This window comes from Streptomyces sp. NBC_01314 (assembly GCF_041435215.1).
Classification (GTDB): domain Bacteria; phylum Actinomycetota; class Actinomycetes; order Streptomycetales; family Streptomycetaceae; genus Streptomyces.
On record NZ_CP108394.1, the window covers coordinates 4128010 to 4143654 of the forward strand.

Annotated in this window: 11 protein-coding genes; 8 read left to right on the top strand and 3 right to left on the bottom strand. The window is 69.4% G+C overall.

What is annotated here, in order from left to right; translation table 11 throughout:
- Positions 1-6 precede the first annotated feature (6 nt).
- Entirely contained in the window at positions 7-1041 is a 1035-nt protein-coding gene (gene glpX / locus OG622_RS18040) for a class II fructose-bisphosphatase (RefSeq protein ID WP_371577199.1), read from the top strand.
- 166 nt (positions 1042-1207) lie between these two features.
- On the opposite strand, the gene OG622_RS18045 is transcribed toward glpX, so the two are convergent.
- Entirely contained in the window at positions 1208-1585 is a 378-nt protein-coding gene (locus OG622_RS18045) for a WhiB family transcriptional regulator (RefSeq protein ID WP_371577201.1), read from the bottom strand.
- Positions 1586-1759: 174 nt separating this feature from the next.
- Positions 1760-2482 (bottom strand): DUF1707 domain-containing protein, encoded by a 723-nt coding sequence (locus OG622_RS18050; protein ID WP_371577202.1) that lies wholly within the window; start codon positions 2480-2482, stop codon positions 1760-1762.
- Positions 2483-2650: 168 nt separating this feature from the next.
- On the opposite strand from OG622_RS18050, the gene OG622_RS18055 reads away from it, so the two are divergent.
- From OG622_RS18055 to OG622_RS18070, 4 genes are all read left to right on the top strand, one after another.
- Entirely contained in the window at positions 2651-4318 is a 1668-nt protein-coding gene (locus OG622_RS18055) for a fumarate hydratase (protein WP_371577203.1), read from the top strand.
- 239 nt (positions 4319-4557) lie between these two features.
- Positions 4558-5943: a class II fumarate hydratase gene (locus tag OG622_RS18060; RefSeq protein ID WP_371577204.1), complete on the top strand. Its 1386-nt coding sequence runs from the start codon at positions 4558-4560 to the stop codon at positions 5941-5943.
- 114 nt (positions 5944-6057) lie between these two features.
- Positions 6058-6750: a DUF402 domain-containing protein gene (locus tag OG622_RS18065; RefSeq protein ID WP_371577205.1), complete on the top strand. Its 693-nt coding sequence runs from the start codon at positions 6058-6060 to the stop codon at positions 6748-6750.
- A 343-nt stretch (positions 6751-7093) separates the two neighbouring features.
- Entirely contained in the window at positions 7094-9205 is a 2112-nt protein-coding gene (locus OG622_RS18070; protein WP_371577207.1) for a SpoIIE family protein phosphatase, read from the top strand.
- Positions 9206-9329: 124 nt separating this feature from the next.
- Here OG622_RS18070 and OG622_RS18075 read toward each other — a convergent pair whose 3' ends face one another.
- On the bottom strand, positions 9330-11723 hold the full coding sequence (locus OG622_RS18075; protein ID WP_371584127.1) for a transglycosylase domain-containing protein: 2394 nt from the start codon (positions 11721-11723) through the stop codon (positions 9330-9332).
- A gap of 345 nt (positions 11724-12068) precedes the next feature.
- On the opposite strand from OG622_RS18075, the gene OG622_RS18080 reads away from it, so the two are divergent.
- From OG622_RS18080 to OG622_RS18090, 3 genes are read left to right on the top strand one after another with little or no spacing between them, the layout of a single operon-like run.
- Positions 12069-12593, top strand: a complete 525-nt coding sequence (locus tag OG622_RS18080) for a PadR family transcriptional regulator (protein WP_371577209.1) — start codon at positions 12069-12071, stop codon at positions 12591-12593.
- On the top strand, positions 12593-13285 hold the full coding sequence (locus tag OG622_RS18085; protein WP_371577210.1) for an ABC transporter ATP-binding protein: 693 nt from the start codon (positions 12593-12595) through the stop codon (positions 13283-13285). Before OG622_RS18080 ends, OG622_RS18085 begins: the two co-directional genes overlap by 1 nt.
- Positions 13282-15633 (top strand): ABC transporter permease, encoded by a 2352-nt coding sequence (locus OG622_RS18090; RefSeq protein WP_371577212.1) that lies wholly within the window; start codon positions 13282-13284, stop codon positions 15631-15633. Before OG622_RS18085 ends, OG622_RS18090 begins: the two co-directional genes overlap by 4 nt.
- Positions 15634-15645: the final 12 nt, after the last annotated feature.

The following is a 15645-nucleotide window of genomic DNA, read 5'->3' on the forward strand; positions in this document are numbered from 1 at the left end:
GTTCCGATGACCGAGAATCACCAACTGCCGTCCGAGCTCGAAGTCCCTTCCGAGGCCCCCGACCGCAACCTCGCCCTGGAGCTCGTCCGGGTGACCGAGGCTGCCGCCATGGCCGCGGGTCGCTGGGTCGGCCGCGGGGACAAGAACGGGGCGGACGGAGCCGCCGTGCGCGCCATGCGGACCCTCGTCTCCACCGTGTCGATGAACGGCGTCGTCGTGATCGGGGAGGGCGAGAAGGACGAGGCCCCGATGCTCTTCAACGGCGAGCGCGTCGGTGACGGCACCGGCCCGGAGTGCGACATCGCCGTGGACCCGATCGACGGCACGACGCTGACGGCCAAGGGCATGACCAACGCGATCGCCGTACTCGCGGCGGCCGACCGGGGCACGATGTTCGACCCGTCCGCCGTCTTCTACATGGACAAACTGGTCACCGGACCGGAGGCCGCGGACTTCGTCGACATCAACGCGCCGATCTCCGTGAACATCCGCCGGGTCGCCAAGGCGAAGCGGTCCGCGCCGGACGATGTGACCGTGGTCATCCTGGACCGGCCCCGGCACGAAGGAATCATCAAGGAGATCCGGGAGGCCGGGGCGCGGATCAGGCTGATCTCCGACGGGGATGTCGCGGGCTCGATCCTGGCGCTGCGGGAGGGCACGGGTGTCGACCTGCTGCTCGGCGTGGGCGGTACGCCCGAAGGCATCATCTCGGCCTGTGCGGTGAAGTGCCTCGGCGGCACGATCCAGGGCAAGTTGTGGCCGAAGGACGACGCGGAGCGGCAGCGGGCGATCGACGCGGGGCATGACCTCGACCGGGTGCTGATGACCGATGACCTGGTGTCCGGGGAGAACGTGTTCTTCGTGGCGACCGGGATCACGGACGGGGAGTTGCTGCGCGGTGTGCGGTACCGCTCGGAGACCGCGACGACCGACTCGATCGTGATGCGGTCGAAGTCCGGGACGGTGCGGCGGATCGATTCGGTGCACCGGTTGAGCAAGCTGCGGGCCTATAGCTCGATCGACTTCGAGAAGGCCAAGTAGCTCCGCCGGCTGGCCAGGGGGAGCTGGGGACCGCGGTCCGTTTTGGGCTGCGGGTTCGTAGTGGCTGATCGCGCGGTTCCCCGCGCCCCTGAATGCGCGGCCAACCGGCGCCGGAAAGGCGCCCTCTTGTGCGGAGAGGGCGCCTTTCTCGTGCGTATCGGTGGTGTCAGCCGGCGGCCGCTATCGATCCCGTCGTCCTCGCCGCCTTCTGCAGTTCCACATCCCGGCGACGTCGGCGGGCGAGGACCACTCTGCGTTCGGCTGCCGTCAGGCCGCCCCAGACTCCGTAGGGCTCGGGTTGCAGGAGTGCGTGTTCTCGGCACTCGACCATGACGGGGCAGCGGGCACAGACGCGCTTGGCGGCTTCCTCTCGGGAGAGCCTGGACGCGGTGGGTTCCTTGGAGGGGGCGAAGAACAGCCCGGCCTCGTCACGCCGGCACACGGCCTCCGTATGCCACGGGGCGTCCTGATCCCTGTCGCGCACTGGCACCCGCTGGGGCGGAACAGCAGCGACCTGCAGGGACGAATGCGGCGGATGCAGCACGGTCTACTCCTGACGACGGCTTCGCGAGCGAGAGACGATGCAGCAAGGCCTACCCGCTGTGCGCGGGCCTATGCACCGAGTCCCGATCCGCTGGGATTCGCCGTCAACACCATGCGCCCACAACCGGATCGGATCCCTTCGGGCAGTGTCCGGGCGTGGTCGAATTCACAAGCGTCAACGATCCAGGTGTTTGCGCAAATGATCGTCCACCCTGCGGGAGACATGGTCGGTGACCCGGCCGAGGAGGTCGGAGATCACCTTGCCCCGCTTGGGCCTCGCCTCGATGCTGCCGAGGACGGCCAGCCCGTCCACATAGACCACGGGGGCGTCGCTCTCACCCGAATCCAGCGCGTGCACCTCGAAGTTGCCGAGGATGCCGACGCCGCTGCCGCGCAGCGAGACGTTCTCCGGAACGCGGATCTCGACGCTGCCGAAGACCGAGATCGCCTTGATCATCACCTGGCGGTGTTCGAAGAGCGCCTCGCTCAGGTCTATCTCGACGCTGCCGAATATCGCGTACGCGTGGATGCGGCGGCCTGCCCGCCAGCGGCCCTTGCGCATCGAGGCGCTGAAGACGGCCATCAGGCGGTCGTCGGGGTCGATCGGGATGGCGCCCGGCGTCGGGCGGTTGGGCACGGAGGAGACCGGCGGCACATACGCCGGCCCCGCCTTGCGGGCCTGGCCGGCCGGCAGGTCCCGTACGAAGACGTCCAGCTCGCCCACCGTCTTCGCGGCGAGCACGCCCTCGACCCGCTCGGAGTGCTCCTCCGCGGTGAGGCGGCCCTCGGCGAGGGCGTCGCGCAGGAGGTCGGCGATCCGGTCGCGGTCGGCGTCGGAGGCGCGCAGCTCGGCAGAGGACAACGGAGGTTCCTGGGTGGGGCGCTTCTGAAGGTCCACGACAGCAGATTACCCACTCGCGATAGATCGCGACCAGGGGTGTGGACAACTCGTCGGCAGACGAACTGAGCCTTACCTCACAAGCCCACCCTCCCGGCCAGGTTCTACGCTGGTGGGCGCTGCCGATGAAGGCCAGCGTGCTGTCTTGTCGAGTGAGGAATGGGCGACATGCCTGAGTTCGAGTACACCGATCTGCTCCCCATGGGAGAGGACACCACCCCGTATCGGCTGGTGACCTCCGAGGGTGTCTCCACCTTCGAGGCCGACGGGCGCACGTTCCTCAAGGTGGAGCCGGAGGCGCTGCGCAAGCTGGCCGCCGAGGCGATCCACGACATCCAGCACTATCTGCGGCCGGCGCACCTCGCGCAGCTCCGCCGGATCATCGACGACCCCGAGGCGTCGGGCAACGACAAGTTCGTCGCCCTGGACCTGCTGAAGAACGCGAACATCGCGGCCGCCGGTGTGCTGCCCATGTGCCAGGACACGGGTACGGCGATCGTCATGGGCAAGCGCGGGCAGAACGTGCTCACGGAGGGCGGGGACGAGAAGGCCCTGTCCAAGGGTGTATACGACGCGTATCTGAACCTGAACCTGCGTTACTCGCAGATGGCTCCGCTCACGATGTGGGAGGAGAAGAACACCGGGTCGAACCTGCCGGCGCAGATCGAGCTGTACGCCACCGACGGCGGCGCGTACAAGTTCCTGTTCATGGCCAAGGGCGGCGGCTCGGCGAACAAGTCGTTCCTGTACCAGGAGACGAAGGCCGTTCTGAACGAGGCCTCCATGATGAAGTTCCTGGAGGCCAAGATCCGTTCGCTGGGCACGGCCGCGTGCCCGCCGTACCACCTCGCGATCGTGGTGGGCGGTACGAGCGCCGAGTACGCGCTGAAGACCGCGAAGTACGCCTCCGCGCACTACCTGGACGAGATCCCGGCCGAGGGGTCGCCGCTCGGGCACGGGTTCCGGGACAAGGAGCTGGAGGAGAAGGTCTTCGAGCTCACGCAGAAGATCGGGATCGGCGCGCAGTTCGGCGGCAAGTACTTCTGCCACGACGTGCGGGTCGTCCGGCTGCCGCGGCACGGCGCCTCGTGCCCCGTCGCGATCGCCGTGTCCTGCTCGGCCGACCGGCAGGCCGTCGCGAAGATCACCGCCGAGGGTGTGTTCCTGGAGCAGCTGGAGACGGACCCGGCGCGGTTCCTCCCGGAGACGACGGACGAGCACCTCGACGAGGCGTCCGACGTCGTGCGGGTCGACCTCAACCAGCCGATGGACGACATCCTCGCCGAACTGAGCAAGTACCCGGTGAAGACGCGGCTCTCGCTCTCCGGGCCGCTGGTCGTGGCCCGTGACATCGCGCACGCCAAGATCAAGGAGCGGCTCGACGCGGGTGAGGAGATGCCGCAGTACCTGAAGGACCACCCGGTGTACTACGCGGGCCCGGCGAAGACCCCCGAGGGGTACGCGTCCGGTTCCTTCGGTCCGACGACCGCCGGGCGCATGGACTCGTACGTCGAGCAGTTCCAGGCGGCGGGCGGCTCCAAGGTCATGCTGGCGAAGGGGAACCGGTCGCAGCAGGTCACGGACGCGTGCGGAGCGCACGGCGGGTTCTACCTGGGCTCGATCGGCGGGCCCGCGGCCCGGCTCGCGCAGGACTGCATCAAGAAGGTCGAGGTCGTCGAGTACGAGGAGCTCGGCATGGAGGCCGTCTGGAAGATCGAGGTCGAGGACTTCCCTGCGTTCATCGTCGTCGACGACAAGGGCAACGACTTCTTCAAGGACCCGGCGCCCGCGCCCACGTTCACGTCGATTCCGGTGCGGGGGCCGGGGCTGGCGTAGCGGGTCGTGGGGCGTGGGTAGTGGGTAGTGGGTAGTGGGTTCGGGTGGCCGGGGAGCGATTTTCTCGCCCCCCGCCGCGCCTGCCTGTCGCCCCTGACCATCACCCCTGCCCGTCGCCGAGCCGTCCATGGCGTACGCGACGGGCGCCCACTCGTCGCTGACCGGCGTGCGGAAATTTACTCTCACCCGCACGGGGTACGGCCGGGAACACCACGACCGGCCCGGACGCTGTACCGGACATGAGTGACTACCGCGTCGAACACGACTCCATGGGCGAGGTCCGCGTGCCGGCGGACGCCAAGTGGCGGGCCCAGACACAGCGGGCGGTCGAGAACTTCCCGATCTCGGGGCAGCGCATCGAGCGCGCCCACATCGAGGCCCTGGCCCGGATCAAGGGCGCCGCAGCGACGGTCAACGCCGAACTGGGCGTGCTCGACAAGGACATCGCCGAGGCGATCCGGGAGGCGGCCGGGGAAGTGGCCGAGGGGCGCTGGGACGAGCAGTTCCCGGTGGACGTGTTCCAGACCGGGTCCGGGACCTCGTCGAACATGAACGCCAACGAGGTGATCGCCACCCTGGCGAGCGAGCGGCTCGGCCGGGACGTGCATCCGAACGACCATGTCAACGCCTCGCAGTCGTCCAACGATGTGTTTCCGTCATCCATCCACATCGCCGCCACCGCCGCCGTCACCCGTGACCTGATCCCCGCCCTGGCGCATCTGGCCTCGGCCCTGGAGCGCAAATCGGCGGAATTCGCCGACGTCGTGAAGTCCGGCCGTACGCATCTCATGGACGCGACACCGGTCACTCTCGGCCAGGAGTTCGGCGGGTACGCGGCCCAGGTGCGGTATGGCGTCGAGCGGTTGGAGGCCTCGCTCCCCCGGCTCGCCGAACTCCCCCTGGGCGGTACGGCCGTGGGGACCGGTATCAACACGCCGCCCGGGTTCTCCGCCGCCGTCATCGCGGAGGTCGCGCGGGACACCGGGCTGCCGCTCACCGAGGCCCGGGACCACTTCGAGGCGCAGGGCGCACGGGACGGGATCGTCGAGACGTCCGGTCAGCTCCGTACGATCGCCGTGTCCCTCACGAAGATCGCCAACGATCTGCGGTGGATGGCGTCGGGGCCGAGGACCGGTCTCGCGGAGATCTCCCTCCCGGACCTCCAGCCCGGGTCCTCGATCATGCCCGGCAAGGTCAACCCGGTGATCCCGGAGGCCGTGCTCATGGTCGCCGCGCAGGTCACGGGCAACGACGTCACGGTCACCACGGCGGGCGCGTCCGGCAACTTCGAGCTCAACGTCATGCTGCCCGTCATCGCCAAGAACGTCCTGGAGTCCGTCCGGCTGCTCGCCAACGTCTCCCGGCTGCTCGCCGACCGGACCGTCGACGGGATCGTCGCCCACCGGGAACGGGCCCGCGAGTACGCCGAGTCCTCGCCGTCCGTGGTCACCCCGCTCAACAAGTACATCGGGTACGAGGAGGCCGCCAAGGTCGCCAAGAAGGCGCTGGCGGAGCGGAAGACCATCCGGGAGGTCGTTCTGGAGAGCGGGTACGTGGAGCGCGGCGACCTGGCGCTGGAACAGCTCGACGAGGCGCTGGATGTCCTGCGGATGACAAGGCCGTGACCGGACGGCGAGTTCAAGCCGTCGTGGGTGTCGTGCGGGTAACCGATTCCCGCCAAGGCGTGAACCATGACCGGTACCGCAGCGTCATATGTGCATGACACCTAATATCTGCGCATGGGAGACGACGGAGTGGTGAGACGAGCGGAAGCGGGCGGGGCGACGGCGTTCTGGAAGCCGGGAAGTCAGATCCTGTGGCGCTACCGGGAGAACGGCGGCGAACGCTTCCATATCGCGCGCCCCGTCACGGTCGTACGCGACGACGAGGAACTGCTGGCCGTGTGGATGGCGCCCGGCACCGAGTGTGTACGGCCCGTGCTGGCGGACGGCACCTCGCTGAACTCCGAACCGCTCGCGTCCCGGTACAAGAAGCCGCGCAGCGTGCGGCTCGGCCGCTGGTCGGGCACCGGGGTGCTCAAACTGGCGCGGCCGGGCGAGCCGTGGTCCGTGTGGCTGTTCTGGGAGCAGGGTTGGCGTTTCAAGAACTGGTACGTCAATCTGGAGACGCCGCTGGCCCGTTGGGACGGCGGCGTGGACTCCGAGGATCATTTCCTGGATGTCTGCGTGTACCCGGACCGGTCCTGGAACTGGCTCGACGAGGACGAGTTCACGCAGGCCCAGCAGGACGGCCTGATGGACGCTCACGCGGCCGAGCGGGTCAGGGAGGCGGGTCGTTCGGCGGTGGAGGTGATCCGCGCGTGGGGCCCGCCGTTCTCGGACGGCTGGCAGCACTGGCGCCCGAATCCGGCATGGGGAGTACCGTCTCTCCCGGACGACTGGGACCGTACGCCCGCTCACTTGTCCTCGTGAGACCCTTGTTACGCCCCCGGTCCGGAACCGTAGGATCGTCCTCCGCAAGAGTTCACTGGGGCAACTCCCGCAGTTCGGACAGAGCTTGACCGTACGTCACCGAGGGGCGGCAAGACGTGATCAAGGGGTACGAGGGTTACACCGGAACGAGCCGGAGACGGCCTGACGGACGGGCAGTACTGTCGTTCGGCGAGACCACCGGTACCGTGTGTGGCACAGGAACTGCCTCTGACCACGTGGGAATTCCGTTCCCAGGACACGTAATCCGGGTATCGGCCTTTCTGCGAGACGAAGTATCGGGTTTGCGGGACGCACTGCGCACACAACGCGCAGTCCCGGACGGATGGATTCGACACGCGTGACGGAGCACCCCACCTCCCACGAGCGCCCGCAAAGCGGCGCCGGCCCCACGGATCCCCGCGGGGCGCTCCTGCGTACCCAGGAGCCGTTGCGAACCGCGCCCGCCGCGGCTTTACCCGCTCAGGCACGCATGGGTGACGCACAGGCCGAGCCCGACACCGCGGCCCCATGCCCGAAGAGCGGCCAGGCGCCCTCGGAGCACGCCCAGCCGGCGCTCTCCGAGCACTCCCAGCCCGCGGCCACCGAGCCCGACCCGCACCGCCCGCGGCCCGCGCCGGAGACCATCCCGGCGCAGCCCGGCGGTGAACCGGACCGGTCCGGCGGGACCGTCGGCAGCCTGGAGCGGCGCAGCGGGCAGGGAGTGGCGCCCGGCGCCCCCATGCCCATGCGGCGGGACGGCGACCGCCTGCGGTTCGTGGGCGCCGCGACCCGACGGATCGCCCGGGGCATAGACCTGGACGAGATCGTGATGGGTCTGTGCCGGGCCACCGTGCCGACGTTCTCGGACGCGATCCTCGTGTACCTGCGCGAGCCGCTGCCGGTCGGCGACGAGCGGCCCACGGGTCCCATGGTGCTGCGGCTGCGCCGCACCGACCGGATCCCCGAGGAGCGGGACACCGAGGGCGGCTTCATGCCCGCGCTCCAGCCCGAACAGCCCGTCGATCTGGCGGTCGTCACCGCCGAGCAGTGCGAGGTACGGCCCGGCGGGGCGCTCGCCGAGGTGCTGCGGGGCGTACGGCCGGTCTTCGCGGACGCTCCCGCCGCGCACGACGCGCTGCCCGAACTGCTGGGGCCGGACGCCGAACTGACCGTACCGACCGGTCAGCGGGCGATCCTCGCCCCGCTGCGCGGCCGGCGCCGGGTGATCGGCGCGGCGGTCTTCCTCCGCCGCCCGGAGCGGATGGCGTTCGAGCAGGACGACCTGCTGGTCGCCGCCCAGCTCGCCACGCACAGCGCGCTCGGCATCGACAAGGCGGTGCTGTACGGCCGCGAGGCCTACATCGCCGACGAGCTGCAGCGCACAATGCTGCCGGAGGCGCTGCCGAAGTGCACCGGCGTACGGCTCGCGCACCGGTATCTGCCGGCTGCCGAGACGGCGCGGGTCGGCGGCGACTGGTACGACGCGATTCCCCTGCCGGGGAGCCGGGTCGCGCTGGTGGTGGGTGATGTGATGGGTCATTCGATGACCTCTGCCGCGATCATGGGGCAGCTGCGGACCACCGCGCAGACGTTGGCGGGCCTGGATCTTCCGCCGCAGGAGGTGCTGCACCACCTCGACGAGCAGGCTCAGCGGCTCGGTACGGATCGTATGGCGACCTGTCTCTACGCCGTGTACGACCCGGTCTCGCACCGGATCACCATCGCCAACGCCGGGCATCCGCCGCCGGTGCTGCTGCATCTGGGCGGGCGTGCCGAGGTGCTGCGGGTGCCGCCGGGTGCGCCGATCGGTGTGGGCGGCGTGGACTTCGAGGCGGTCGAGCTGGACGCGCCGGCCGGTGGCACGCTGTTGCTGTACACCGACGGGCTCGTGGAGTCCCGGCTCCGGGACGTGTGGACCGGGATAGAGCAGTTGCGGGAGAAGCTGGCCGCGACCGCGCAGTTGACCGGGCCGGATCATCCGCCGCCACTGGAAGCGCTGTGCGACGAGGTGCTCGACATGCTCGGCCCGGGGGACCGGGACGACGACATCGCGCTGCTTGCCGCACGGTTCGATGGGATCGCTCCCAGCGATGTCGCGTACTGGTTCCTGGAGCCGGAGGAGATGGCTCCGGGGCGGGCGCGTCGGCTGGCTCGGCATGCCCTGTCGCGGTGGGGGCTGGAGGAGTTGACCGACTCCGTCGAGTTGCTCATCAGCGAGGTCGTGACGAACGCGGTGCGGTACGCGACGCGGCCGGTCACCCTGCGGTTGCTGCGGACCGATGTGCTGCGGTGCGAGGTGACCGATGACGTGCCGCAGCTGCCTCGGCTTCGGCAGGCTCGGGCGACGGACGAGGGGGGCCGTGGGCTCTACCTGGTCAATCGGCTGGCGAAGCGGTGGGGAGCCACTCGGTTGAGTGCGGGGAAGGTTGTCTGGTTCGAGCTCAATCAGGCGTGACAGCCGACTGCGGGGGGTATGTGGCTGGTCGCGCAGTTCCCCGCGCCCCTTAAAAGCAAAAGACAAAGACGGAGGGGGCGCCCGGTAATCACCGGGCGCCCCCTCCGTCTTGCGCTGCCGTGCGCTAGTCGTCCGCCTGTGGATCGTTCGGATCCGTCGGGAACTCGATGCCGCCGTCGTCGTCCGACGGGGTCGCCTCCGGGGTCGTCTCCGGGGTGGTCTCCGGGGTGGTCTCCGGGGTGGTCTCCGGGGTCGTCTCCGGGGTCGTTGGGGCCTCGCTCGTCGGTTCCTCGGTGGTGGGGGTCTCGGACGGGGTCTCGCTCGGGGTGTCCGAGGGGGTCGGCGTATCGGTGGGCGCGACCGCGGCACCCTGCTTGGTGTCCAGTTTGAACTTGGTGGGCTCGCCCATGACACCGAAGGTGTAGGTGGCCCAGATCTGGGCGGGGAAGCCACCGCCGTTGACCCGGGGGACGCCGGCCGCGCCGTACATCGGGACGTGCTTGCCGTTCTTGCTCATGTCCTCGCCGAAGAGGCCGACGGAGGTCACCAGGTTCGGGGTGTAGCCGGTGAACCAGGCGGAGCGGTTCTTGTCGGAGGTACCCGTCTTGCCGGCCACCTGCTGGCCGTCGCGGGACGGGTTGTCGCGGACCGACGTCTTGGCCGTACCGTCGTCGACCACGCCGGTGAGGACCGAGGTGACCGTGTCAGCGGCCTCCTCGCTGATGACCTGCTCGCCGATCGGGTCGTCGAACGTGACCGGACCCTCCCGGTGCGTGGCCGAGGCGATGATGGTCGGGGTGACCTTCTTGCCGTGGTTGTCGAGGGTGGCGTAGATGCCGGCCATCTCCAGCGGGCTGGCGCCCATGGAGCCCAGGGTCTGGGCGGGCACCGCCTCCATGTCCTCGGTGTCCATGCCGAGTTTCCCGGCGACCTCCATGACCTTCTCCATGCCCACGTCGACGCCCATCTGCGCGAAGACGGAGTTGATGGACTTGTTCATGGCGGTCTGCACGGTCACGTCGCCGTAGTTGACGTTGTCCTCGTTCGGCGGGTTGAAGCCGACCGCGGTGCCGTTGTCCATCACCTTGTGCCTGCTGTCACCGTCGTAGACCGTGCTGGCGGTGATCGGATCGCCGTCCTGCGTCTCGGCCGCCCCGTCGACGGCCGCGGCGAGGATCACCGGCTTGAAGGTGGAGGCGGGCTGGTAGTCCCGGCGCATGGCGTTGTTCGTGAAGTGCTTCACGTAGTCGACGCCGCCGTACATGGCCACGACCTTGCCGGTCTTCGGGTCGACGGAGACCGCGCCGGCCTGGATGTACTTGTCGACCTTGCGCTTCTTCGTGTCGAGGTTGCTGGTGAGCCGTTGCTTGACGGCCTTCTCCAGCGCGGCCTGCTTCTTCGAGTTGATGTTCAGCGTGACGGTGTAACCGCCCGCCTCGATCTTCGTCCTGGCCTCCTCGACGTTGTCCGCCTTGTCCTCGGCCACGAGCTGCCTGGCCAGCTGGTTGTTGGCGGCCTCGACCAGGTAGCCGTTCTGGCCCGCCATGTCGGGAGCGGCCTGGGGCGCCTTCGGCTTGGGGAGCTTCATGCCCTCCCGCTTCGAGGCGGTCAGCTTCTTCATCTCGACCATGTTGTCCAGCACGTAGTTCCAGCGGTCCGTGACCAACTTCCGGCCCGTGGGGGTCGCGGTGGCCAGGTCGTACTGGCTGGGGGCCTGGAGCAGCGCGGCGAGGTAGGCGCCCTCCTGGACCTTGAGGTCCTTGGCGTCCTTGCGGTAGTACGCCTGGGCCGCGGCCTGGATGCCCCAGGCGCCGCGGCCGTAGTAGCTGGTGTTGATATAGCCCGCGAGGATGTAGTCCTTGGACTTCTCGCGCTCCAGCTTCAGGGAGATGACCAGCTCGTTGAGCTTGCGGGTCACCGTCTGGTCCGACGTCAGGTAGTAGTTCTTGACGTACTGCTGGGTGATCGTCGAGCCACCCTGCTTGCCCTTGCCGGACAGGGTGTTGAGAAGGCCTCGGGTCATGCCTTTGAAGTCGACGCCGGGGTCCGAGTAGAAGGTCATGTTCTCGGCGGCGACGAAGGTCTGCTGGACGCCCGGGGGAATTTGGTCGAGCCCGACGATCTCGCGGTTGGTTTTGCCCAGGCGGGCGAGGACCTTCTTGCCGTCGGAGTACTTGTAGACGTTGCTTTCCTGGGTCGCCTGGGGGTTACCCCCCTCGGGGACCTCGATCGTCATATAGAGCACGACGAAGGCACCCATGCCGAGCAGGCAGACACCGAAGAACGTGCCGAGGATCTTCTTCCAGGTGAAGAGGCGGCGCAGGAAGCTCTTCTGCTGCTTCTTGCCGCCGCCCTTGGCGCCACCGCCCTTGGCCGCGATCCTCGCCGCCGCCCGGCCGCCGCCCTCGGGCGCGCCTATGACGGTCGTCGTCGCGCCCGCTTCGCCCCCGGACGAGCGCTGGGGCGCCGCGCGGCGACCGCCGCGCTGCCGCGCTCGTCTTTCATCCGCTCGTCCCATGGCTCCGGTCCGCTCCGACTTCTGCTCGGTCTCATACGTCACTCAGGTCATGTCAGCTCAGCAAGCTAACACCGAGGACTATGACAAGAGGGAGTCGGTCCGCTCAGTGGCGGCGTGACAATGCGCACGCGCCACGCGTGTCCATAGACCTCATCCCACCGGAACGGACGTTCCAACAGGGCCGATGGTTGCCCCACCCGGCCCATGAGTTGTCGCCCGATGGGCGCCGAACGCAGTGACAGAACCGTGACAATCGGGGCTGACCTGCGCCCCCTCCACACCGGATGGCGACCTATACACGGCAGGTATACGTGCGGTGTATACCCCCTGTGTACAGTCGTGTTCATGTCCATCGGTCACACCCTCCTGGGACTCCTGGAGTCCGGGCCCCGACACGGTTACGACCTGAAGCGGGCCTTCGACGAGAAGTTCGGTCACGACCGGCCGCTGCACTACGGCCAGGTCTACTCGACGATGTCGCGGCTGTTGAAGCACGGCCTCGTCGAGGTCGACGGCATCGAGCCCGGCGACGGCCCCGAGCGCAAGCGGTACGCCATCACGGAGGCGGGCATCACGGATGTCCAGCGGTGGCTCGCGACGCCCGAGAAGCCCGAGCCGTATCTGCAGTCGACCCTCTACACGAAGGTCGTCCTCGCCCTGCTCACCGGCCGGAACGCGGCCGACATCCTCGACACCCAGCGTTCCGAGCACCTGCGCATGATGCGCATCCTCACCGACCGCAAACGCAAGGGCGACCTGGCCGATCAGCTGATCTGCGACCACGCCCTGTTCCACCTGGAGGCCGATCTGCGATGGCTGGAGCTGACCGCCGCCCGACTGGGCAAACTGGCCGAGGCGGTGATCCGGTGATGACGCAGCCTCCCGCCGGCTCCCTGCTCGTCGCGACCGATCTGCGCAAGGCCTACGGGCCGACCAACGCCCTGGACGGCGCCGAGTTCTCCATTCACCCCGGCGAGGTCGTCGCGGTGATGGGCCCCTCCGGCTCCGGCAAGTCGACGCTGCTGCACTGCCTCGCCGGGATCGTGCCGCCCGACTCGGGCTCGATCACGTACAACGGCCGCGAGATGGCCACCATGAACGACGCCCAGCGCAGCGCGCTGCGCCGCAGCGAGTTCGGGTTCGTCTTCCAGTTCGGCCAGCTCGTGCCGGAGCTGACGTGTGTGGAGAACGTGGCGCTGCCGCTGCGGCTGAACGGCGGTTCCCGCAAGGAGTCCGAGCGGACCGCCCTCGGCTGGATGGAGCGCCTGGAGGTCGACGACCTCTCGCGCAAGCGTCCCGGTGAGGTCTCCGGCGGTCAGGGCCAGCGGGTCGCCGTGGCCCGGGCGCTGGTCACCAACCCCCGGGTGCTGTTCGCGGACGAGCCCACCGGCGCGCTCGACTCGCTCAACGGCGAGCGGGTGATGGAGCTGCTCACCGAGGCCGCCCGGTCCACCAACGCCGCCGTCGTCCTGGTCACGCACGAGGCTCGGGTGGCCGCGTACTCCGACCGCGAGATCGTCGTACGGGACGGGAAGTCGCGGGACATGGAGCGCGTCGTATGAGCTCCCCCGTCGTGCGCCAGTGGTACCGGGACCTCGCGATGGGGGTCCGGTTCACCTTCACCGGGGGCCGTGAGGGCTGGGTGCGCGCCCTGCTCACCGCGGTCGGCGTCGGTCTCGGGGTCGCGCTGCTGCTGCTCACCGCGGCCATACCGAACGCGTTGGCGACGCGGGGCGCCCGGGAGGAGGCCCGGCAGGACCGGGGGATCGGCTACCTGGAGGACAACAGCAGGTCCAAGCCGACCGACAGGAGCCTGCTCGTCGCCGACACCGACACCGAGTACCGGCACCAGGAGATAAGGGGAAAGCTCCTCGAACCCGAGGGCGTGGACGCGCCGCCGCCGCCGGGGCTGGGGAAGTTCCCCGCGCCGGGCGAGATGGTCGTCTCCCCCGCCCTCGCCGAACTGCTGAAGTCGGACGCCGGGGAACTCCTGCGCGGCCGGCTGCCGTACAAGACGGTGGGCACCATCGGCGAGACCGGGCTGATCGGCCCGGGGGAACTCGCCTACTACGCCGGCGCCGACGGACTCGCCCAGCGGCTCGACGGCTCGGTGGTGGCCCGGATCGACCGGTTCGGGGCGGGCGAGCAGCCCGCGGAGGAGATGGACCCGATCCTGCTCCTGCTCACGCTGGTCGTCTTCGTGGTGCTGCTGATGCCGGTCGCCGTCTTCATCGCCACGGCCGTACGGTTCGGCGGCGAGCGGCGCGACCGGAGGCTGGCGGCGCTGCGGCTGGTCGGCTCCGACGGACGGATGACACGCCGGATCGCGGCGGGCGAGGCCCTCGCGGGCGCCGTGCTGGGGCTGCTCTTCGGCACCGGGTTCTTCCTGCTCGGCCGGGAGGTCGCCGGTTCGGTCGAGGTGCTCGACGTCAGTGTGTTCCCGAGCTACCTCGACCCCTCCCCCGGCCTCGCCCTGCTGGTGGCGCTCGCGGTGCCGGCGGCCGCCGTCCTCGTCACCCTGTTCGCGCTGCGTGGCGTCGTCATCGAACCGCTCGGCGTGGTCCGTACGGCCAAGCCCGCGCGGCGCAGGCTCTGGTGGCGGCTGCTGCTGCCGCTCGGCGGTCTCGCCCTGCTCTACCCGATGGTCGGCCAGGGGTCGGAGAACGGGGAGTTCAACGAGTACATGGTGACCGGCGGTGTCGTCCTGCTGCTCGTCGGCATCACCGCGCTGCTGCCGTGGGTCGTCGAGGCGTTCGTCGCCCGGCTGGGCTCCGGCGCCGTCTCCTGGCAACTTGCCGTCCGCAGGCTCCAGTTGAGCAGTGGCTCGGCGGCCCGCATGGTCAACGGCATCGCGGTGGCGGTGGCCGGCGCGATCGCCCTGCAGATGCTGTTCGCCGGGGTCGAGAACAGGTTCACCGAGACGACCGGCAAGGACACCACGCGGGCCCAGATGGAGCTGACCCTGCCGGACGACCTCTCGGTGAGCGTCGCAGGCAAGGAACTGAAGGGGCCCAAGGGCGCGGAGGCCACCGCGGTGCTGTCCGCCACAGAGGTATCCGCCACCGCCAAGGACCCCGAGGAGTGGGCGGCGGTGACCGTCGGAGACTGCGCCGCGCTGCGCGAACTCGCCAAGATCTCCGCGTGCCGCGACGGCGACGTCTTCGTACTGGGTGACCGGAGGGACCCGACCGCGACGAAGCTCGCCGCCGCCGGGAACACGGTGTACTTCGGCGCGTCCTACAGCGGAGAAGAGCCGGGCGCCGAGCTCGCCTGGAAGCTGCCGGACGAGTTGACGAAGGTGTCCGAACGCGCCGACACGCTGCGGCCCGGGACGGCGGGGATGCTGGCCACTCCGGGCGCCCTGCCCGCCAAGGCGGAGGCCGGGTTCTCCAGCAGCATCTACGTACGGACCGATCCCCGGGTTCCGGACGCGCTCGACGAGGTGCGCAACGCCGCCGTGGCGGTCGATCCGCTCATCAGGACCTGGGAGTGGACGTCGACCAGGCGGGTGGACCAGTTCGCGGACATCCGCACCGGTCTGCTGGTCGGCGCCTCCGCCGTGCTCGTCCTCATCGGCGCGAGCCTTCTCGTCTCCCAGCTGGAGCAGCTCCGCGAACGCAGGAAGCTGCTGTCGGCACTGGTCGCCTTCGGCACCCGGCGCCGCACGCTCGGCCTGTCCGTGCTGTGGCAGACGGCGATCCCGATCACGCTGGGCCTCGTCCTCGCGTCGACGGTCGGACTGACCCTGGGGGCGGTCCTGCTGAAGATGACGGGCTTCCCGGTGGCCGTGGACTGGCCGAGCGTGCTGTCGATGACGGGCATCGGCGCGGGCATCGTCGTCCTGGTCACGATGCTGAGCATGCCGCCGCTGGTGCGGCTGATGCGGCCGGAGGGGCTGCGTACGGAGTAGGCCGGTGCCGCG

What these genes read in the sequence shown, in the direction of transcription:
- glpX (WP_371577199.1), top strand. Translation starts at nt 7, where the DNA reads ATGACCGAGAATCACCAACTGCCGTCCGAGCTCGAAGTCCCTTCCGAG.
- OG622_RS18055 (WP_371577203.1), top strand. Translation starts at nt 2,651, where the DNA reads ATGCCTGAGTTCGAGTACACCGATCTGCTCCCCATGGGAGAGGACACC.
- OG622_RS18060 (WP_371577204.1), top strand. Translation starts at nt 4,558, where the DNA reads ATGAGTGACTACCGCGTCGAACACGACTCCATGGGCGAGGTCCGCGTG.
- OG622_RS18065 (WP_371577205.1), top strand. Translation starts at nt 6,058, where the DNA reads ATGGGAGACGACGGAGTGGTGAGACGAGCGGAAGCGGGCGGGGCGACG.
- OG622_RS18070 (WP_371577207.1), top strand. Translation starts at nt 7,094, where the DNA reads ATGGATTCGACACGCGTGACGGAGCACCCCACCTCCCACGAGCGCCCG.
- OG622_RS18075 (WP_371584127.1), bottom strand. Translation starts at nt 11,723, where the DNA reads ATGGGACGAGCGGATGAAAGACGAGCGCGGCAGCGCGGCGGTCGCCGC.
- OG622_RS18080 (WP_371577209.1), top strand. Translation starts at nt 12,069, where the DNA reads ATGTCCATCGGTCACACCCTCCTGGGACTCCTGGAGTCCGGGCCCCGA.
- OG622_RS18085 (WP_371577210.1), top strand. Translation starts at nt 12,593, where the DNA reads ATGACGCAGCCTCCCGCCGGCTCCCTGCTCGTCGCGACCGATCTGCGC.
- OG622_RS18090 (WP_371577212.1), top strand. Translation starts at nt 13,282, where the DNA reads ATGAGCTCCCCCGTCGTGCGCCAGTGGTACCGGGACCTCGCGATGGGG.